21 protein-coding genes and 2 pseudogenes are annotated in these 18,253 nt (G+C 64.7%); 14 read left to right on the forward strand and 9 right to left on the reverse strand.

Annotated elements, in window-relative coordinates; translation table 11 throughout:
- Positions 1-160 precede the first annotated feature (160 nt).
- Positions 161-1,063: pseudogene (locus tag OG331_RS47365) on the reverse strand (IS3 family transposase); the annotation flags it as partial.
- 11 nt (positions 1,064-1,074) lie between these two features.
- The gene (locus OG331_RS47370) at positions 1,075-1,266 is read right to left on the reverse strand and encodes a transposase (RefSeq protein ID WP_406209415.1); all 192 of its coding nucleotides are present in this window, start codon (positions 1,264-1,266) and stop codon (positions 1,075-1,077) included.
- Between the two features lie 148 nt (positions 1,267-1,414).
- On the opposite strand from OG331_RS47370, the gene OG331_RS47375 reads away from it, so the two are divergent.
- The 3 genes from OG331_RS47375 to OG331_RS47385 all read left to right on the forward strand — a co-directional run bounded on the left by OG331_RS47375 (position 1,415) and on the right by OG331_RS47385 (position 4,355).
- Complete coding sequence (locus tag OG331_RS47375; protein ID WP_406209418.1) at positions 1,415-3,058, forward strand: IS4 family transposase; 1,644 nt, start codon at positions 1,415-1,417, stop codon at positions 3,056-3,058.
- An 80-nt stretch (positions 3,059-3,138) separates the two neighbouring features.
- The gene (locus tag OG331_RS47380) at positions 3,139-3,447 is read left to right on the forward strand and encodes a transposase (protein WP_406191182.1); all 309 of its coding nucleotides are present in this window, start codon (positions 3,139-3,141) and stop codon (positions 3,445-3,447) included.
- Positions 3,448-3,464: 17 nt separating this feature from the next.
- Positions 3,465-4,355, forward strand: a complete 891-nt coding sequence (locus OG331_RS47385) for an IS3 family transposase (protein ID WP_406210818.1) — start codon at positions 3,465-3,467, stop codon at positions 4,353-4,355.
- 142 nt (positions 4,356-4,497) lie between these two features.
- On the opposite strand, the gene OG331_RS47390 is transcribed toward OG331_RS47385, so the two are convergent.
- The gene (locus OG331_RS47390) at positions 4,498-4,896 is read right to left on the reverse strand and encodes a subtilase-type protease inhibitor (protein WP_406209421.1); all 399 of its coding nucleotides are present in this window, start codon (positions 4,894-4,896) and stop codon (positions 4,498-4,500) included.
- Between the two features lie 625 nt (positions 4,897-5,521).
- Between OG331_RS47390 and OG331_RS47395 the strand changes: the two genes are divergently transcribed.
- Positions 5,522-5,926, forward strand: a complete 405-nt coding sequence (locus OG331_RS47395) for a tyrosinase cofactor (protein ID WP_406209424.1) — start codon at positions 5,522-5,524, stop codon at positions 5,924-5,926.
- Between the two features lie 24 nt (positions 5,927-5,950).
- Positions 5,951-6,772 carry a tyrosinase family protein gene (locus OG331_RS47400; RefSeq protein ID WP_406209426.1) on the forward strand — a complete coding sequence of 274 codons (822 nt, stop codon included), beginning with the start codon at positions 5,951-5,953 and terminating at the stop codon, positions 6,770-6,772.
- Between the two features lie 562 nt (positions 6,773-7,334).
- Here the strand turns inward: OG331_RS47400 and OG331_RS47405 are convergent.
- A pseudogene (locus OG331_RS47405) lies at positions 7,335-8,209 on the reverse strand (transposase); the annotation flags it as partial.
- A gap of 2 nt (positions 8,210-8,211) precedes the next feature.
- On the opposite strand from OG331_RS47405, the gene OG331_RS47410 reads away from it, so the two are divergent.
- From OG331_RS47410 to OG331_RS47420, 3 genes are read left to right on the forward strand one after another with little or no spacing between them, the layout of a single operon-like run.
- Positions 8,212-8,694, forward strand: a complete 483-nt coding sequence (locus OG331_RS47410) for a transposase (RefSeq protein WP_406209429.1) — start codon at positions 8,212-8,214, stop codon at positions 8,692-8,694.
- A gap of 35 nt (positions 8,695-8,729) precedes the next feature.
- Positions 8,730-9,173, forward strand: a complete 444-nt coding sequence (locus OG331_RS47415; protein WP_406209432.1) for a helix-turn-helix domain-containing protein — start codon at positions 8,730-8,732, stop codon at positions 9,171-9,173.
- Positions 9,174-9,187: 14 nt separating this feature from the next.
- The gene (locus OG331_RS47420) at positions 9,188-9,844 is read left to right on the forward strand and encodes an IS630 family transposase (protein WP_406210821.1); all 657 of its coding nucleotides are present in this window, start codon (positions 9,188-9,190) and stop codon (positions 9,842-9,844) included.
- A 69-nt stretch (positions 9,845-9,913) separates the two neighbouring features.
- Here the strand turns inward: OG331_RS47420 and OG331_RS47425 are convergent, their stop codons facing one another.
- The 3 genes from OG331_RS47425 to OG331_RS47435 form a co-directional block, all read right to left on the reverse strand.
- Positions 9,914-10,684, reverse strand: a complete 771-nt coding sequence (locus tag OG331_RS47425) for a transposase (protein ID WP_406209435.1) — start codon at positions 10,682-10,684, stop codon at positions 9,914-9,916.
- A gap of 71 nt (positions 10,685-10,755) precedes the next feature.
- Positions 10,756-12,396, reverse strand: a complete 1,641-nt coding sequence (locus OG331_RS47430) for a TIGR03767 family metallophosphoesterase (protein WP_406209437.1) — start codon at positions 12,394-12,396, stop codon at positions 10,756-10,758.
- A gap of 479 nt (positions 12,397-12,875) precedes the next feature.
- Positions 12,876-13,007 (reverse strand): hypothetical protein, encoded by a 132-nt coding sequence (locus OG331_RS47435; protein ID WP_406209439.1) that lies wholly within the window; start codon positions 13,005-13,007, stop codon positions 12,876-12,878.
- A 149-nt stretch (positions 13,008-13,156) separates the two neighbouring features.
- Between OG331_RS47435 and OG331_RS47440 the strand changes: the two genes are divergently transcribed.
- The 6 genes from OG331_RS47440 (at position 13,157) to OG331_RS47465 (ending at position 15,454) form a co-directional block, all read left to right on the forward strand.
- Positions 13,157-13,294 (forward strand): hypothetical protein, encoded by a 138-nt coding sequence (locus OG331_RS47440; RefSeq protein WP_406209442.1) that lies wholly within the window; start codon positions 13,157-13,159, stop codon positions 13,292-13,294.
- Positions 13,295-13,401: 107 nt separating this feature from the next.
- A complete protein-coding gene (locus tag OG331_RS47445) occupies positions 13,402-13,665 on the forward strand; it encodes a transposase family protein (protein ID WP_406190661.1) in 264 nt (87 codons plus the stop codon).
- Positions 13,662-14,243 carry an ISAs1 family transposase gene (locus OG331_RS47450; protein ID WP_406209445.1) on the forward strand — a complete coding sequence of 194 codons (582 nt, stop codon included), beginning with the start codon at positions 13,662-13,664 and terminating at the stop codon, positions 14,241-14,243. The genes OG331_RS47445 and OG331_RS47450 overlap by 4 nt, the downstream gene beginning before the upstream one ends.
- A gap of 13 nt (positions 14,244-14,256) precedes the next feature.
- The gene (locus OG331_RS47455; RefSeq protein WP_406209447.1) at positions 14,257-14,559 is read left to right on the forward strand and encodes a transposase; all 303 of its coding nucleotides are present in this window, start codon (positions 14,257-14,259) and stop codon (positions 14,557-14,559) included.
- Positions 14,556-14,861 carry a helix-turn-helix domain-containing protein gene (locus OG331_RS47460; protein WP_406209450.1) on the forward strand — a complete coding sequence of 102 codons (306 nt, stop codon included), beginning with the start codon at positions 14,556-14,558 and terminating at the stop codon, positions 14,859-14,861. The genes OG331_RS47455 and OG331_RS47460 overlap by 4 nt, the downstream gene beginning before the upstream one ends.
- Positions 14,862-15,088: 227 nt before the next feature.
- Complete coding sequence (locus tag OG331_RS47465; protein WP_406209452.1) at positions 15,089-15,454, forward strand: transposase; 366 nt, start codon at positions 15,089-15,091, stop codon at positions 15,452-15,454.
- A 118-nt stretch (positions 15,455-15,572) separates the two neighbouring features.
- Here OG331_RS47465 and OG331_RS47470 read toward each other — a convergent pair whose 3' ends face one another.
- The gene (locus OG331_RS47470) at positions 15,573-16,550 is read right to left on the reverse strand and encodes an IS3 family transposase (RefSeq protein WP_406210824.1); all 978 of its coding nucleotides are present in this window, start codon (positions 16,548-16,550) and stop codon (positions 15,573-15,575) included.
- A 30-nt stretch (positions 16,551-16,580) separates the two neighbouring features.
- Positions 16,581-17,834, reverse strand: a complete 1,254-nt coding sequence (ltrA, locus tag OG331_RS47475; RefSeq protein ID WP_406209455.1) for a group II intron reverse transcriptase/maturase — start codon at positions 17,832-17,834, stop codon at positions 16,581-16,583.
- Positions 17,835-18,253 lie beyond the last annotated feature (419 nt).

Consider the following 18,253-nt stretch of genomic DNA (forward strand, 5'->3'; position numbering starts at 1 on the left):
CGGAGTCCTACTAGTTCCGCCACGTCGGGATCCCTGAAGCTGGATCCGGTCCGAGCCTTGCAGCATGCGCTCTACCGGGCGGCCAAGGCCGGTCCCGGACGACGGTTTCACGCGCTGGGGGACAAGGTGAAGTTCCCCCCGGGTCCTGGACAGCGGGTGTTTACGCTGCGGGGGTGAGGTCTTGCCTGAGCAAGGTTCTCGTTTCGAGTGGGGTGACGTACCCGTACTCGGGGTGTCTGCGAAGTCGGCTGCGGTTGTACTCGATCTCGATGTAGCGGAAGACGTCGGCCCGGGCGGCCTCGCGGGTCTCCCAGACGGTGGTTCCGATCTCCGCTTTGAGGACGGCGAACCAGCTTTCCGCAGCAGCGTTATCGTAACAAGAGCCGACACGTCCCATCGACTGTCGCATGCGCAACTTGCGTATCTCGGTGCGGAATTCATCACTCGTGTATTCGCTGCCGCGGTCGGTGTGCATGATGCAGCCGTCCTCCAGACCGCCGCGTCCGGCCGCCATCCGCAGGGCGACGACCGGCAGCTCGGCACGGTGGTGGTCGGCCATCGCCCAGCCGATCACCTCCCGCGTCGCGAGATCGATGCAGGTCGCCAGATACAACTTCCCTTCCAGTGTGACGAGTTCGGTCATGTCACCGACGAGCCGCATCCCGGGACGGGGGGCGGTGAAGTCCCGGCCGATCAGGTCGGCGGTGAACACCGCCCGCCTGGCCTGTCTGGTCAGGCCCCGACGCCGGCGGCGGGTGATCCCGACGATCCGGTACTTGCGCATCAGCCGCTCGACCCTCTTCGGGTTCACCGCCCGCCCGGCCCGCCGCAGGGCGGCGTGGATCCGCGGGGCCCCGTAGGCGCCGCGCGATCCGGCGTGGAGCACTCGGATCTCGTCCACCAGGCGTTCCTCCTCGCGCCGCGCGACCCGGCGCGCTGACTCGGCCGCCCGGTGCGCGTAGTAGGTAGAGCGCGGCACTCCGAGCGCACGGCACAGCAGCGCAACGCTGTGACCTGCGCGCTTGTCGTCCGATGTCTTCTCCGCGTCGATGAAGCGGCACCGCGTGGCGGTGTCTACCTCATCTTGTCCTGCGCGAAGAAGGCGGTCGCTTTTCCCAGGATGTCGACCGTCTTATCCAGCTCGCGGACCTTACGCCGCAGCTGGGCGAGTTCTTCCCGCTCGGCGCTGGTCAGAGTCCCGGCAGGCCCCTCGCCCCGGTCGACCTTGGCCTGCTTCACCCAGCCACGCAGACCCTCCGGGCTCACCCCCAGGTCCCGGGTGAAGTTCCCCCAAGGCCGGGTAGTTAGCGTTTTTGCAGGTCACGCAAGGGAGTTGAGGAAGTCCTGACACGGAGCAACGGAGCTCGTTGGTACAGGCAGTCGTCCAAGACAGCTTGTTCCCGAAGGAGCTCCGTTGCCCGGTCATTGTGTCCTGCCGTCGCCACTGGCGACCATCACCCGTACGGTCACTGTGGCCGCGGGCCGGTTCGCGCCGGGTCATCTGGGGGAGCTGACGGCGATCGTGCCGTTCGAGCTGGTTGACGCGGTCTTGTCGGAGACGAGGGTCGTGCAGCGGCGGCTGCGTGATCTGCCCTCGCGGGTCGGGGTCTACTTCTTGTTCGCGATGTGCATGTTCCCCGAAGTCGGCTACCGGCTCGTGTGGGCCAAGCTGACAGCCGGCCTGTCCGGGATGGCGGTGGTCTGCCCGACCGGGAAGGCATTGCGTGACCTGCGCCGGCGGCTCGGAGTCGCGCCGGTGCGTGCGTTGTTCGAGGTGTTGGCCGGGCCATTGGCCCGGCCGACCATGCCGGGGGTGCGGTTCGGCCCGTATCGGACGGTGTCGTTCGACGGCTGCAGCTCGATCAAGGTGCCTGACAGCGAACGCAACCGGGGCTGGCTGGGGCGGTGCCCGCACGGTGGGTATCCCCAGGTCGAGCTGATGACGCTCGTCGAGACCGGCACCCGGGCCGTCATCGCGGCGGTCTTCGGTCCCACCCGGGAGGGCGAAACCTCCTACGCCACCAGGCTGTTGCACCATCTGGGCCCCGAGATGCTGGTGCTGTGGGACCGGGGCTTCGACGGCAACGACTTCCTCTCCGCCGTGCACGCCACCGGCGCACAGGTCCTGGGCCGCATCCGCCGGCGCCGCCGCCCACCAGTCCTTCAAACTCTCGCCGACTTCTCCTATCTCTCGGTCATCGGCGGCGCCCCGGTGCGCATCATCGAAGCCCAGGTGAGTATCACCTGCACCGATGGCAGCAACTTCGAGGGCTCTTACCGTCTGGTGACCACGCTCCTGGACGCCCGCCGCCACCCCGCCGACCGCCTCGTGCACCTGTATCACGAGCGTTGGGAGCACGAGAGCGCCTACTACGCCTTGCGCCACACCATCCTGCACGGACGTGTCCTGCGCTCGCACGACCCGGCCGGCGTCGAGCAGGAGATGTGGGCCCTGCTCACCCTCTACCAACTCCTGCGCCGCACCATGGTCCAGGCGGCGGAGTCCCGGCCGGGTACCGATCCCGACCGCTGCGGCTTCACCGTCGCCCTCCAGACCGCCCGTGACCTGCTGGTAGGTGCAGAAGGAGTCTTCGAGCAGGGCATTGGAGAGATCGGCCGGCGCGTCCTGTCAGCGCTGTCGCCCGCACGCCGGGGCCGCGTCAGTACCCGCAAGGTGAAGTCCCCCATCTCCCGCTACGCGGAAAGGAAACTGGACGGCCGCCCCGACGCCGGCAAGGCCGTGACCTCGACGGTGATCACTCTCCTGCCGCCGCCGACGCCGGAGCCCACACTGCCCACGACCACGGTCCCCCAGTACGTCGGCCCCGGCCAGACCAGCAACCGAATGACACGCGTCCTGGCCATCCTGCAGGCAGAACCCGAACGGCTCTGGCGCTCAAGGGAGATCGCCGAACTACTCGGCGACGTCACCCTCGTCGCCACCTACCGACAACTCGCCCGCTGGACCGAGAAGGGAATGATCAAGAGGGTTCGCACGGGACGCTACACGGCAGTCGCACCGGAAAGGACCCCCTTGCGTGACCTGCAAAAACGCTAACTACCCGGCCTTGGAAGTTCCCCCGTTGATCTGGACAGGTTGATACTGGGACGGTTGGGTCCCGGAGGAAGCAGTTCAGGTTGAGTGGCAAGAGCAATATGAGCAAGCGGTATACGGCCGAGTTCAAGCGCGACGCGATCGCGCTCGTCCGTTCGTCGCCGCATCGGAACGTCACCGAGATCGCCCGGGAACTGGGGGTCAGCCCCGAAGGACTTCGCGGCTGGGTCAAGCAGGCAGAGATCGATCGGGGTGAGGGGCCCGCGGGCGCCCTGACCAGCGATGAGCGCGACGAGCTTCGGCGCCTGCGCCGCGAGCTGGCCGAGGTCAAGAAGGCGAACGAGATCTTGGTAAAAGCCGCGGCCTTCTTCGCGAAGGAGATCGTGAAGTAGGTGATGCCTGCCTCTTCATCGATGCGGAGAAGGCCACCGAGGACAACCCCGATGGCTACAGCGTGGCGCGGTTGTGCCGCGTGCTGGGCATCAACCGCTCCACCTACTACGCGTGGCTCGCGTCGCGGCCCGACGCCGTCGAACGGCAGTGTGCCGAGGAGGAGTTGGCCGGACGGATCCGCGCCATCCACGCGAAGTCCCGGGGCGCCTACGGGGCCCCGCGCGTGCATGCCGAGCTCCGCCGCAAGGGGCATGCGATCAACCGGAAGAAGGTCGAGCGGATCATGCGGGAACGCGACATCCGCGGTATCACCCGCCGCAAGCGCCGCCATCTCACGAAGCAGGACACCAAGGCCGCCCCGGCCCCGGACCTGGTCGGCCGCGACTTCACCGCCGACAGGCCGGGCACGAAACTCGTCGGGGACATCACGTATCTGCCGACCCTCGAGGGCTGGTGGTACCTCGCGACCGTTATAGACCTGGCCACCCGCGAGGTGATCGGTTACGCGATGGCCGAACATCACCGCGCCGAACTGGTCACCGACGCCCTGCGGATGGCCGCCGGCCGTGGGGACCTGCAGCCCGGCTGCATCATGCACACCGACCGCGGCAGCGAGTACACGAGCGCCGAATTCCGCTGGGAGACAAGGAAGTTGAACCTGAGGCAGAGCATGGGGCGAACCGGTATATGTTACGATAACGCCGCGGCCGAGAGCTTCTTCGGCCTGCTGAAAGCAGAGATCGGCACTACCGTCTGGGAGAGCCGCGAAGCGGCCCGTGCCGACATCTTCCGCTTCATCGAGGTCGAGTACAACCGCACCAGGCTCCGCAAGCACCCCGAGTTCGGGTACCTCACCCCACTCGAAACACGAGCCAGGCTACGACAAGACTTCGCCCCTGCAGCGTAAGCACCCGCTGTCCAAGATCAGGGGGGAACTTCAGAGCCGCTATCAGCAGGGGCCCCCGTGCAAAGGCATCGGGACGTGTGCTCCGGCCCGGCGGGCCGGAGCACACGTCCCCGACGTGCTGGGATGTTGCTTGCACCGAACGTCAGAAGGCGAACAGATTCGTGACCTGGGCCTGCGCCAAACAGCTGTTGGCGAACGTCTGCTCGAACGATACTCGGCGACCCTCCCACACGCCGTCTGCGGTGAGGATGACGGGAGCGTAGATCTGCGGGCAGATGTGATCCGATTCGTCATTCAGCGTGAGCGCGGGCTGGCCATGGGCTCGTTCCAGGTCCGCGCACGCAGCCTTGGCATCCGGGTGTGTTCCATCGGCGGTCGGCTTACAGGTGAGAGTCACCGCCCGTTCGACGGTCGCCGTTGCCGCGTTCTCACCTTGCCCCACTGTCAGCACCATTGCGGAGGGCGCGTAAAGACTGCGGGGCTCACTCGCACCGGCAGGGTTGGCTGTCAAAGCAACGACGCCGGCGATCGCCCCCGCCATGCAGGCGATCCTGGTGACTGAGTGACGCATCAGAGTCTCCCTTTTTCTCGACTACGGAATTGACAGGGTTGCTCAGCTATCCGAGAACGCCACATCCACGAGCTTCACATCGGACATCGTCGACGTGGACAGATGGCCAAAAAAGCAAGGCCGCAGGCAGGTAGTCACAGCGCCTGTGCCAGCACCGACGTCTGTTCGTCTAGCCTGCACGCTCACGAATCAAGCGCTTTCACAGTTGTAAATGAGCCGTAACAGCTTGACCGGCATGCCGCCCTTCCGTCCGATACCGCAGAGAAATAGTTGAAGCGGCACGCAAACCCCCAGCGGCATCGCTTTTGCGTCAAGCTGACGCGGACACATGGAGCGTAAGAGAGGGTCTACAGATGAAAGATCTTCGACGGCGACCGAGAATCGGCCACGAATTTCCTACTCAGACCCTTTGCCGTTCGGGCCGACAGGACGATCCCCCCGTCTGGGAAGTTGCATTTTCATGCAACTGTTGGCTAGATCACCACCGGCTCGGTGGAATGTGATCGGTTCGTCCGCAACATTGGCATGATCTGGGGCACCTGAAATCCGAACACAACTGGGCAGAAAGTCCTGCCACACGTCAGAGAGGTAAGGCATGCGCACTCGTCGTCGATTTCTTCGAGGTGGAACCGCTGCACTCGCGGCGCTCGCCGTCGCCGGGACGACCGCTTCTATGCGCGGTCAGGAAAACACCCACAGGAACCCGACAGATCTCGGCGGTTCCGCCCATGCGCACCCCACAGCCAGTGAGCCGTTCGACGAGATGTACAAGGGCCGTCGCATCCAAGGATGGCCAGCTCATGATGGGCATCACGGGACCGGGAGTGGCTACCGCGTACTGATAGACGGAGCCGAACTCCATGTCATGCAGAACGGAGACGGGACGTGGGTCAGCCTCATCGATCACTACGAAGTCTTCGCGGCGCCGCGCGCACTGGCCCGCTCCGCAGTCGACAACCTTGCCGGCGCGGACCTCGTCCCTCACACCATGCACCGGTGATCATTTTAGAAAGTAGGACCTGACATGGCCGTACGGAAAAACCAATCCACGCTCACCTCCGCAGAGAAGCGGGATTTTATCGATGCAATCCTCGAGTTAAAACGCGGCGGTCGCTATGACGAATTCGTGCGCACTCACAACGAATTCATAATGAGCGACACGGATCTGGGTGAGCGGGTAGGACACCGGTCGCCGTCCTTTCTGCCCTGGCACCGAAAGTTCCTGCTTGAATTTGAGCAGGAACTCCAAAGGGTAATTCCCTCCGTGACACTGCCTTACTGGGACTGGAGCACAGATCGAACACCCGAGTCCTCGATATGGGCCATCGACTTCTTGGGCGGCAACGGACGTACTCGCGACGGCCAGGTGACGAACGGTCCATTTGCAAACCTCGCAGGCAACTGGTCCATCGACACACAAGTCGACACACGCCCCTTCCTGAGGCGCTCCCTAGGTGGCGGAGGAAGGCCTTTACCTAGCCGCGCCGACGTCGAAGCCGTCCTTGCCGTGGAAACATACGACACACCGCCGTGGAATAGCACCTCACAGGGTTTTCGCAACCTCCTGGAGGGCTGGCGCGGCGTCAACCTGCACAACCGAGTACACGTCTGGGTGGGCGGCCACATGGCAACGGGCGCATCCCCAAATGATCCGGTGTTTTGGCTGCACCACGCCTTCATCGATAAACTATGGGCGGACTGGCAAACACGGCACCCCGCATCGCCATACCTGCCCGACACTGTCACCGCGAACGTGGTGGCACTGGACTCCACCATGCGCCCATGGAACGACGTCACACCGCGCGACATGCTGGACCATACTCAGTTCTACACATACGACGTCTGAGCCGCGCCCGCCCTCACGTCTCCCACAGTCCGGGGCGCTGCCCCCATCACCACACCACGGCTAGGCCTGACATGACAGGAAAGGTGGTCGCTTTGAACAATGCCCAGGCACCGATGACGGCCCAGTGCCTGGGCATGACAACAGCTACAGGCTCAACCAGGTGACCTCTCCCCTGCGTGAAACTGGGGGCGTGCCGGTGTGGCGTCGTGACGGACCAGCCGGTCCCGTAGAACACCGTGTCCGCGTGGGCGTGGTGGCCGCAGGTGACGCAGGGGCACTTTTCGTGTGCGGGCCAGTTCTCATTGGCGGTGTGTCCCATGCCGGGCAACTGCCGGGAGGTGTGGGGGTTCCACTGCGATCACCTCCCGTCCGGCGCTTTCACCCTTGACGGGCCCAATCGCCGGGAACACTTCCCATCGGCACTATTGATGGAACGGTTGAGCCCGGCCTTCGCGGCAGCCCCGATGGATAGGAAACCTCCCGGCTTTTCGGAGTCTGGTTGCGGGGCAGGGGGCCTTGAGTGGTTCGTCGTGCGCACCGCCGAGCAGGACAGCCCGGGCCGCATGGGCATCCAGGCCAGCCGGTCGAGGGCGAGCTGGACGATCTCCAGCCAGATCTGATTCTGCGCGGTGTCGTACAGGGGCAGGTTGCGCAGGCCGGTGGCGCGGGCGGCCCGGATGCGGGCCTCGGCGCGTGCCCGCTGGCGGTGCCTCAGCTCCAGCTGCGCGATCGGGATGCGGGTGGTGTTGGTGGCCAAGGCGGTGAGTCGTAGTCCGTCGGCGCCGGTGAAGCGCAACTGAGCTCCGGGGTGGGGCCGTTCGCCGTCGCGGATCTCGCCGACGGGCTCGACGGCAGGCGTCCACGCGGTGGGCGGGACCTTGAGGGCGGCCTCGTGGATGGCGTCGGTGATAGTCATACCGACCGAGTACGACAGTCACCGGCCCCGCTTCGCGAGCCGGGCGACCAACTCGTGGGTTCCGCCTGCGGAGTCGGTACGCATCAGCGTCTGACGTTTACGCCGGTATTTCTTCGGCAGCTGGGCCAGGGCGAGTTGGGCCGTGGTGAAGTCGTCGGCGGCGGTATTGCTGCCTGCGTTGCCCGGCCTGAGCAGGCCGGCCACCGGCTGGGCGCCGCCACCGCTTCCGTGATCGACGAACCCCATCAGGGGATGGTGCCCGTAGGTCTTCTTCCAGGTCGCGGTGGCGTCCTGCTACTCGGAGTGCGCCAGCACCAGCTCCCCGTCCAGGTCCACGATCACCTGCCCGGTGGTGTCCGGCGACAAGGCTTCGGCCAACTTCCACACGCGCTCGCCCGTTTCGGCTCGTGCTGACCGGATGGCGGTCAGGGCCTTCGGGCCCGCCGAGGCCAGGCGTCGATGAGACGGGAGCCCGACGGGTCGGAGGCCACCGGCCCGAACACGGCCGGCTCGGCCCGCAGACATGACCGAACTCGTCACACTGGAAGGGAAGTTGTATCTGGCGACCTGCATCGATCTCGCGACGCGGGAGGTGATCGGCTGGGCGATGGCCGACCACCACCGTGCCGAGCTGCCGGTCGTCGCCCTGCGGATGGCGGCCGGACGCGGCGGTCTGGAGGACGGCTGCATCATGCACACCGACCGCGGCAGCGAATACACGAGTGATGAATTCCGCACCGAGATACGCAAGTTGCGCATGCGACAGTCGATGGGACGTGTCGGCTCTTGTTACGATAACGCTGCTGCGGAAAGCTGGTTCGCCGTCCTCAAAGCGGAGATCGGAACCACCGTCTGGGAGACCCGCGAGGCCGCCCGGGCCGACGTCTTCCGCTACATCGAGATCGAGTACAACCGCAGCCGACTTCGCAGACACCCCGAGTACGGGTACGTCACCCCACTCGAAACGAGAACCTTGCTCAGGCAAGACCTCACCCCCGCAGCGTAAACACCCGCTGTCCAGGACCCGGGGGGAACTTCAGGTTGACTGCGCGGGATCGCGAGGAGCTGGTCCGGGTGACCACGACGGGTGTGCGCGGAGAAGCTTCGATGATCATGCGTGCGCGGGTGTTGCTCGCGCTGGACACTTCGGTGGGTGAGGTGGACTCCAAGGAGGTGATCGCGACCCGGCTCGGTGTCTCTGGTGAGACATTGCGGCTGGTCGCCAAGCGCTTCGCCGAGACCGGTGGCGATGTCCGCGCCACGGTCGCACGGAAGAAACGCGACCTGCCGCCGGTGCCCTCGCCGGTGACCGGCGAGGTCGAAGCCCGGCTGATCGCGATGGCGTGCTCCCAGCCGCCCCCGGGCCATGCGCGGTGGTCCTTGCGGCTACTGGAGAAGCACGTGGCACTCGTCGACGACATCCCTGATCTGGACCACTCCACCATCGGCCGGGTCTTAAAAAAACGGAACTGCGTCCTCACCTGAAGAAGTGCTGGACCATCCCGCCCCGAGCGAACGCCGAGTTCGCGGCGCGCATGGAGGACGTACTGGCCGTCTATGCCCGACCCTACGACCCGGCGCGTCCGGTGGTGTGCATGGACGAGAAGCCCTACCAGCTCCTCACCCATGTCCGCGACCCCCTCCCGGCCCGGCCCGGCCGCGACGCGTGCCAGGACAGCGAGTACATCCGCTGCGGCACCTGCTCCGTCTTCGTATGGACCGAACCCCTGCGCGGACGGCGTCGAGTTCAGGCACTGACCCGGCGGACCCGGATCGACTGGGCCGGCCAGGTCAAGCAGCTACTGACGGTGGACCACCCCGACGCCGCGACCGTGGTGCTGGTGATGGACAACCTCAACACCCACACCATCGCCTCCCTGTACGAGGCATTCGAACCGGAGGAAGCCTTCGCCCTGGCCCAGCGCATCGAGATCCACCACACGCCCAAGCACGGCTCCTGGCTCAACATCGCCGAGATCGAACTCTCCGCGCTGACCCGGCAATGCCTCGACCGCCGGATCGGCGACCTCGACACACTCAACACCGAACTCTCGGCCTGGCAGAACGCCACCAACACCGACCAACGCCAAGTGGACTGGCAGTTCACCACCCATGACGCACGCATCAAACTGCGCCACCTTTATCCCAAGAATTAGCCACGACAGTCTACTAAGCGTTGTCCCGTAAATGATCTTTGACGTGCTGGATGACCTGCCGTTTCTCCGTCACCCGGCGAGGGTGATGTTGTGCAGGCGGGCGATGCCGAGCATGGCGTGGTGGACGCCGTCGCCTTTCAGGCGGCAGTCGCGGAGGATCTTCCATGTCTTCATGCGGGCGAAGGCGTGCTCGACGCGGGCGCGGACTTTGCGGTGGGAGGTGTTGTGTTCCTCTTTCCAGTCAGGGAGTTCGGTCTGGCCGGGTTCGCGGCGGTGCGGGATGACCAGGCCGGTGCCCCTGTAGCCGCCGTCCGCGATGACCGTTGTCTTGCCGACGGCGTCCTTCGCACCGGACAGTTCCCATGCCTTGCAGTCGTTGCGGTTGCCGGGCAACGGTCGGCCGACGGCGACGACGAGCCGGGTGTCGGCGTCGATGACGACCTGGTGGTTGGTCGAGTAGCGGTAGTTCTTCGACTGCTCGGCGACCTGGTGATCGCGGGTGGGGACCAGGGTGCCGTCCACGATCAGCACGGTGTCCTTGCGGAACCGCTTGCGTTGCTGGAGGGCGAGCGTGGGTCCGAGGTGGTCGATGATGCGGTCGGCTGCGGACTTGGACACCCCGAACAGCGGCGCCAGTTGGCGCAGGGTCAGGTTGGTCCGCCAGTAGGCTGCGACCAGCAGCACACGGTCCTCCAGCGGCAGGCTCCACGGCCGGCCCTTGCGCACCGGATCCGCCCCCTCACGCCGCAACGCGGTGATCAGCTTCCCGAACTGACGCGGGCTCAGCCCGGTGAACGGGGCTATCCAGGACGGCTCCGACGCCGTGATCAAACCAGACACGGCAAGATCATCTCACCCGGCACCAGCAGTTACGGGACAAGTCTTAGGTACCGTCAGCCTTCATTGCCGGATCACGAGGGGACATGACCAGGTAGCAGCAGATCGACATTGCGGTCATGCAAGGTGCCTGCTAGATCCGCGGTGGTGCCCCCCCAAGGGCTGTTGGCTGCCAGTTCACGGTGCAGAGACGGGAGCGAGGTTCGTCCGTCGATCAGGAGGGGATGGACGGGCGCGTTGTGGTCCACCATTGTGCAAAGCAGCGACAGAGCGCCGTCGCCGTTGTCGACTAGTTCGACCAGGCGACTCTGGCTTGGCCAGTCCATGACTGAACACGTGGTGACTTCCCAGAAACCAGGCCCGTATCCAGCCGGGTCTCGATGCGGGCGGACCTTGTTGATGTGGCGGTGACCGTTCAGCCAGAGCACGACGTTGGGAAACCGGTGCAGCAAGGAAATCAAGCCGGGGCTGCCCCGCGCTGCGTCAGGGGTGGCGGGATCGTTGCTGCCAACCAGTGTTTCGGAGTCGTGGTGGGAAAAGACGACTACCAGCCGGTCTTCGTGGCCTGAGTGGGTCTCGGTTCCGTCTGCTTGGCGATAGACGGAATGGGTTTCGAGGAGACGTTGCTCAAGCCACTGCACCTGGCGGTGGTCGAGCGATCCGCCGACGCCGCCCTGTATACGATTGGTGTCGAGGCCGATCAGGCGGACTCCGGAGTGGGGCTCGTCATAGGCGTAATAGGCCGTGCCCTCTCTCAAATTGTCTTGGGTGAATCCGTGTCCGTGGGGGCGACCCCTTGGGCGAAAGTGTTCAGCAACAAACTCTGCCCGAGTAATGCCACGTCGGTGTACATCCGCGGTGACAGGAAGTTGTTCGCCTGTGAGAAATATTTCTGGCTCTGTAGTGAAGTGTTTGGCTTCGTCTAGGTCCATTCCTGAAGGCAGGCCCACAGGTTTACGGCCGCCCACGAGGTACTCGAGTACGGGGCGGGTAAGTGCGCCAACGCCCTGTATGAGGGCCTCATGGTTGCCGAAGCAACCGAGCCATGGAAGGTTCAGACCTTCGCTGTCGAAGTCTCTGAGTGCGGAAAGGAGTAGCCCCGGGGCGTGAGGAAAGCCATACTTCTCGCGCCAAATGTCTGGGCCTCCAGATTGGATCACGTCCGGGTGCCAGAAGAACTCATCAGGCCAAGAGGCGCTTTGTATTCCCTCGTAAGAAGAGCCGCCCGAATTGGGGTGGACTTTGCCGCCTTCAAGTAGTGACATGAAGTTCTGCATTTCGTTCCACTGTGCATTGTCTATTCCGTCTCCGGTCGTCACGACTAGGTGGAGCGGGGTACCTGTGACCGGGCTGCTATCGATGTTGTTGAGGGTGTCAATGATTGCCTGCACCGCGTGCACCACCAGGGCTTCCTGCGGGCGCTGCACAGGCACGATTGCTGCGACGCGTGGATCACCGAAGTAGCGGTTGAAGAACTCAAAGCGCGCCGGTGACTGGACGTCTGCGATCTGGAAATCCGATAGGTGGGCGAAACACAGGATCGAACGGCGTCGGCGGTTCAGGGGGTGCGGCCGGTCGGCTCTGGCCAGGTCGTCCCGTAGCGTGTGACGCTCCCCGTCGAGCAGCGCCAGCTCCTGATAGGGCCGCTCCGTGCCGCGTCGCAGGATGCGTCCGGGGCCGATGGTGGCCTTGAGTGTAGTCGGGTGGCTGTCCATGATGCGCTCCTTTCGCCGGTGAGACCGCGCCGTGCCCGAGGGGTCCCGGGCTCAGGCCTGAATGGAGCGGACTGAGCAACTTGAACAACAGGGCCGCATGGCGTTCAGAACCTTTGGCGTGTGACCGGAGCTCGGGCCAGGGTGATGCGCTGCCGCTGGCCGCTGGACAACTGATCGGGAACGCGGCCTCGATTTGACAACCCGACCAGTTCAAGCAGCTCTGCCCCTCTTTTGCGTCGGTACGCATCCAACCAGAACTATTCAGTTTGCCTGATTGGTAGGCTTTCAGAAGGTTGCGGCGCAGGCCACTTGGAGAGGGATCCGTCCCATGAAGCGGCCCAGGCATATGCTCCACCGAATGTATCCGTGCCGTGCCGGAAGGCCGGAGCTCCCGGCGAACGTGCAGGTCGTCGGGACGACCGGCCGCACCCGACTGCGGAACAGCACTCGCTGCTTGGTGTCCGTGACGACCATGGACGTCAGGTGCCGTCCATGATCCCGATCTGACCGCCGGCGCCCAGGTGCCCGATGACCTTGGCCAGAGTGCGCAGCCCGATACCCGGCGCGACGCCAGTGCAGCCTCGTAGGTCGTCGCTGCTTAGTTGTGTCATGTCTGGGAGGCTGGTATCTGTCAGATCCTTCTCGCTTGTCAGACAGGGCTGTTGTTAGGGGTTCGCAGAAGAAGCGGCCGGTCAGGCTGACCACGCAGGACCGTGAGGAATTGGTCCGGGTGACCACGACGGGTGTGCGCGGAGCTTCGATGATCATGCGTGCGCGGGTGTTGCTCGCGCTGGACACCTCGGTGGGTGAGGTGGACTCCAAGGAGGTGATCGCGACCCGGCTCGGTGTCTCTGGCAGGGCGGCTTCAAGTTCCATGCTCGCGGCAGTTGTTGCGTGAGGGGTAGATAGCAGTGCAGGCACGGGCTTCGTGATCATTGTGGTGTCTTACGCCCGATGATCATGAGGTGGCCCGTGCCTGCCGCTGTATCTTCTCCGATGCCTGCCGTGCTGGGGAATCTGGGGTCGCTGGACGTCGGCCAGGTCGCCGACCTGCGTCCCTACTTCGACTCCATCCCCGACCCACGCTCGCGGCGGGGCCGGTGGTACTCGCTGACGTCGATCCTGCTGGTGTGTGCCTGCGCGGTCGTCTCGGGAGCGAAGAGCATCGACGAGCTCGCCGAATGGGGTGCGAGGGCCTCGGGCAGGCTACTGGCGGCCCTGGGTATCCGCCGTCATCTGCTCGGGTGGCGGCGCACCCCTCGCCCGTGACGATCGGGCGCGCGCTGGGCGCCGTGGACGGTGATGCCCTGGACCGGGCGGTGGGCGCCTACCTGACCGACCGGCACCACGCCGTCACCGGCACCGCGACCAGGCCCACGGGGCAGCCGGCGGCACCCGCGCCCGGGCGGCTGCGCGTCCTTGCCCTTGACGGCAAAGCGCTCAAGGGTTCGGCCCGTCTCACCTCGGCACGCCGGCACCTGCTGTCGGTGGTCACCCACGGCCCAGTCGTGACCCTCGGCCAGGTGGAGGTCGGCGCGAAGACGAACGAGACCACCCACTTCCGCCCGCTGCTGGAGCCGCTGGACCTGGCCGGCACTGTCGTCACCTTCGACGCGCTGCACTCGGTCAAGGCGAACGTTTCCTGGCTTGTCGAGACGAAGAAAGCGCACTACATCGCCGTGATCAAGACCAACCAGCCGACCGCCCACCGCCGGCCGGCGGGAGTCCCGCTCGATCAAAACCTGCGGAATCGCCGACGAACTCGGCGGAATCCCGTTTCCCCACGCCCGCCTGGCCATCCGCATCCACCGCCGCCGCAAGCTCACCGGCCGGCGCGAGAGTCGTGAGAGCGTCTACGCCGTGACCAGCCTGGACGCCCACCAGGCCTGCCCGGCCGACCTGGCCGCCGCGATTCGCGGGCACTGGGGAGTGGAGAACTCCTCGCACCACATCAGAGACGTCACCTTCGCCGAGGACGCCTCCACCGTCCACACCGGGACCGCGCCCCGGGCCATGGCGACCTTCCGCAACCTCGCCATCGGCGTGCTGAAGGTCCTCGGAGCCAACAACATCGCCAAGACCACCCGGGCCATCCGCGACGAACCCGAACGAGCACTCCCGATCCTGGGCATCATCAACAACCGCGACACCTACGGAACTTGATCAAGCCCTGTGTCTCTGGTGAGACATTGCGGCTGGTCGCCAAGCGCTTCGCCGAGACCGGTGGCGATGTCCGCGCCACGGTCGCACGGAAGAAACGCGACCTGCCGCCGGTGCCCTCGCCGGTGACCGGCGAGGTCGAAGCCCGGCTGATCGCGATGGCGTGCTCCCAGCCGCCCCCGGGCCATGCGCGGTGGTCCTTGCGGCTACTGGAGAAGCACGTGGCACTCGTCGACGACATCCCTGATCTGGACCACTCCACCATCGGCCGGGTCTTAAAAAAACGGAACTGCGTCCTCACCTGAAGAAGTGCTGGACCATCCCGCCCCGCGGACGCCGAGTTCGCGGCGCGCATGGAGGACGTACTGGCCGTCTATGCCCGGCCCTATGACCCGGCGCGTCCGGTGGTGTGCATGGACGAGAAGCCCTACCAGCTCCTCACCCATGTCCGCGACCCCCTCCCGGCCCGGCCCGGCCGCGACGCGTGCCAGGACAGCGAGTACATCCGCTGCGGCACCTGCTCCGTCTTCGTATGGACCGAACCCCTGCGCGGATGGCGTCGAGTTCAGGCACTGACCCGGCGGACCCGGATCGACTGGGCCGGCCAGGTCAAGCAGCTACTGACGGTGGACCACCCCGACGCCGCGCCTTCGCCCTGGCTCAACGCCTCGAGATCCACCACACGCCCAAGCACGGCTCCTGGCTCAACATCGCCGAGATCGAACTCTCCGCGCTGACCCGGCAATGCCTCGACCGCCGGATCGGCGACCTCGACACACTCAACACCGAACTCTCGGCCTGGCAGAACGCCACCAACACCGACCAACGCCAAGTGGACTGGCAGTTCACCACCCATGACGCACGCATCAAACTGCGCCACCTTTATCCCAAGAATTAGCCACGACAGTCTACTCGTTGCGCCCAGCACCTCGAACGCGTGTGATGGTGTCCACGCCGAACCAGCAGGCCAACACTGAGGGGCCTCGTGTTTTCCGGACAGGCATCTGACTATTGACTCACGCGACGATTCGCAGCTTCTGGTACGCGGCGTGGACTTCGCGGGGAGGACGGTAACCCACCGCCGAGTGAAGGCGTTTGTGATTGTACCAGAATTCGATGTAACGGGTGATGTCCTGCCTGGCGATGTCGCGGGTCAGGTAAGTCACCCTCGAAACGCGCTCGTTCTTCAGGGCGCCGAAGAATGATTCGGCCATGGCATTGTCGAAGCAGATCCCGGTACGGCCGGCAGAACGCCGCAGGCCGAACTCGCCCAGAACCGCAGCATACTCGGCCGACATGTAGTTGCTTCCGCGGTCCGAGTGGAATATTGCGTTCCTGGCGAGTTTCCTGTTCCGTGCTGCGTTACGGATGGCTCTGGCTATGAGAGGGGTTTGAAAATGGTCGTCCATCGCGTAGCCGACAACCTCCTTCGTGCAGCAGTCGATGACGGTCGCGAGATACAGCCAGCCCTCTCCGGTGGAGATGTAGGTGATGTCCCCGACGAGTTTTTCACCCGGAGCGTCGGCGGTGAAGTTCCGGCCCACGAGGTCGGGCACGGCGGCGGGCGCGCCTCGGGTGAGGCCGAAGCGTCTGGGCTTCGGCTGGCAGGGCTCAAGTCCCAGCTCCCGCATGAGCCGGCGGACCAGCTCCGGGCCCGCGGCGTGGCCCCAGCGATGGAGCTGGGCGTGGATGCGCCGATAGCCGTAGGTGCTGTCGGAATCGTCGAATGCTTTCTTGATCAGCAGTTTCAACTCCTCGCGTCGCTGCGCCGTCGCGGATTTCGGGCGGCCCCGCCAGTCGTAGTAGCCAGATGTGGATACGCCGAGTCGCTCGCACATGAACTCGACGGGATATGCGTACTCCGTTGTGTCGAGTCGCATCTCATCGATGAACTCGTACTTGCTCGCTACCGGGGATCCTTCGCGAAGTACGCTGCGGGTCGGGTGGCCCGAGGGAATTTCACCCCCGGGCTCCCACAGATCCCGGCGTGACAGTCTCCCGTCACCGGGCTCCTATCATCCTGGTCACCAGATCGAGTGGACCCATTTCCAGTGGGCGAAGAAAAGCGGGTACGCGGTGGTGACCTGCTTCCATCGCCGGTGGAAATTCTTGAAGGTCTTCAGCCGTCGATATTTCTTGCGGACCCAGCGCATCAGGTAGTAGTTGATGCGCTTGAGGAGGGGATACAACTCGGTGCGATAGAACGCACCGTAGTACTGCATCCAGCCGCGGATGATGGGGTTGAGCCATCGCGCGAACTCGCCGAGGGTGTAGCCGATGTGCATGTGGATCCGCCAGGAGCGGACCTCCATACTCATCTTCTTGAGGGCGTCCTTGCTGGGCGCCGGAAGGAATGAAGTGAAGATCTTTCCGTTCCGGTCTCGCGCTGGACGACGCTGGAACGTGAAACCGAGGAAGGTGAACGATGTTGCCGCGACATCATCGTGGCGCCCGTCTCTTCCGCAGTACACGATCCGGGTCTTGGCCGGGTGCAGTTGCAGGCCGACCTCTTCCATCCTGTCCCCGATCGCCTTCAGGACCGCATGGGCCCGGCGTTGGGAGTCGCAGTGCACGACTGCGTCATCCGCATAGCGTTCGAACTGGACGTCCGGGAAATCCCGGGAGAGCCACAGATCGAATGCGTAGTGCAGAAACAGGTTCGCCAACACGGGAGAAACAGCTGAGCCTTGGGGAGTTCCACGGCCCCTCTGCTGCAAGGTGCCGTCGGGAAGTTGCAGTGGAGCGGCAAGCCACCGCTTCACATACAACACGACCCACGCGGCATCGGTGTGGGTTTCCACCGCCTTGATGACGAGGTCCCAGCGGACGCTGTCGAAGAATTTGGAGACATCGAGATCGACGGCCCACTTCTTCTTCCAGCACCGCCGCCGGCATGCCTCAACCGCGTTCAGAGCCGACCTGCCCGGCCGGTAGCCGTAGGAGTCCGGGTGGAACACCGGTTCCACCCGCTTCTCCAGATGAGCGGCCACCACCGTCTGGGCGATTCTGTCCGCGACCGTGGGCACACCGAGCAAACGAACCCCGTCGCCATGCGACTTCGGGATTTCCACACCTTTCACCGGAGGAGGAAAGTAGCTTCCCGACGACATCCGATTCCAGATCTTGTAGAGGTTCCCCTTCAGATCCTTCTCGAACTCCTCGATCGTGCAGCCATCCACCCCCGGAGCACCCTGATTGGCCTTGACCTTCAGGTATGCCTCCCAGACCTCCGTCTTTGATATCTCGAACGACTTGATCTGCGACTTCAGCTCGCCCACGCAGCTCCTCCCAGGGAACTCCTGGTTGACCGAACAAACGAACCACGGACAATCCGGCCCCTTCGCTCCGCTCCCACCGCGCCCAGCAGGAGGTTCACCGCTACTACGAACCGGTCCGCCAACACACCTCGCATCGGTACTCAGTTCCTCACGGGTTGTCCGCTTGGAAGGCTCCCTTTCACAACACCGCGTGAAAAACGCAGAGTTGAGGCATCGAAGTGTGTCTTCCCACGTTCCGCACGAAAGCAGCAGACCAGATTCACGTCGCCTCCACGCCGGGCACCGCCTGGCCAGTAAACGGGTTTCCGCCAGACTAATCCCGGGCCAAAAAGTAACACCCGGTTCTGATGCCATTTAATCAATAACGACGCGTCAACAGCGATCCCCTGTAAGGGAACTGCGCTCCGTCTCCCTGATCC

The organism is Streptomyces sp. NBC_01017 (assembly GCF_045162795.1).
GTDB classification, from domain to species: domain Bacteria; phylum Actinomycetota; class Actinomycetes; order Streptomycetales; family Streptomycetaceae; genus Streptomyces; species Streptomyces machairae.

Coding starts and splice junctions, on each gene's coding strand:
- OG331_RS47440 (WP_406209442.1), top strand. CDS start 13,157: ATGATCATGCGTGCGCGGGTGTTGCTCGCGCTGGACACCTCGGTGGGT.
- OG331_RS47465 (WP_406209452.1), top strand. CDS start 15,089: ATGGACCGAACCCCTGCGCGGATGGCGTCGAGTTCAGGCACTGACCCG.
- OG331_RS47435 (WP_406209439.1), bottom strand. CDS start 13,007: ATGACACAACTAAGCAGCGACGACCTACGAGGCTGCACTGGCGTCGCG.
- OG331_RS47410 (WP_406209429.1), top strand. CDS start 8,212: ATGACCGAACTCGTCACACTGGAAGGGAAGTTGTATCTGGCGACCTGC.
- OG331_RS47395 (WP_406209424.1), top strand. CDS start 5,522: ATGCGCACTCGTCGTCGATTTCTTCGAGGTGGAACCGCTGCACTCGCG.
- OG331_RS47430 (WP_406209437.1), bottom strand. CDS start 12,396: ATGGACAGCCACCCGACTACACTCAAGGCCACCATCGGCCCCGGACGC.
- OG331_RS47400 (WP_406209426.1), top strand. CDS start 5,951: ATGGCCGTACGGAAAAACCAATCCACGCTCACCTCCGCAGAGAAGCGG.
- OG331_RS47390 (WP_406209421.1), bottom strand. CDS start 4,896: ATGGCGGGGGCGATCGCCGGCGTCGTTGCTTTGACAGCCAACCCTGCC.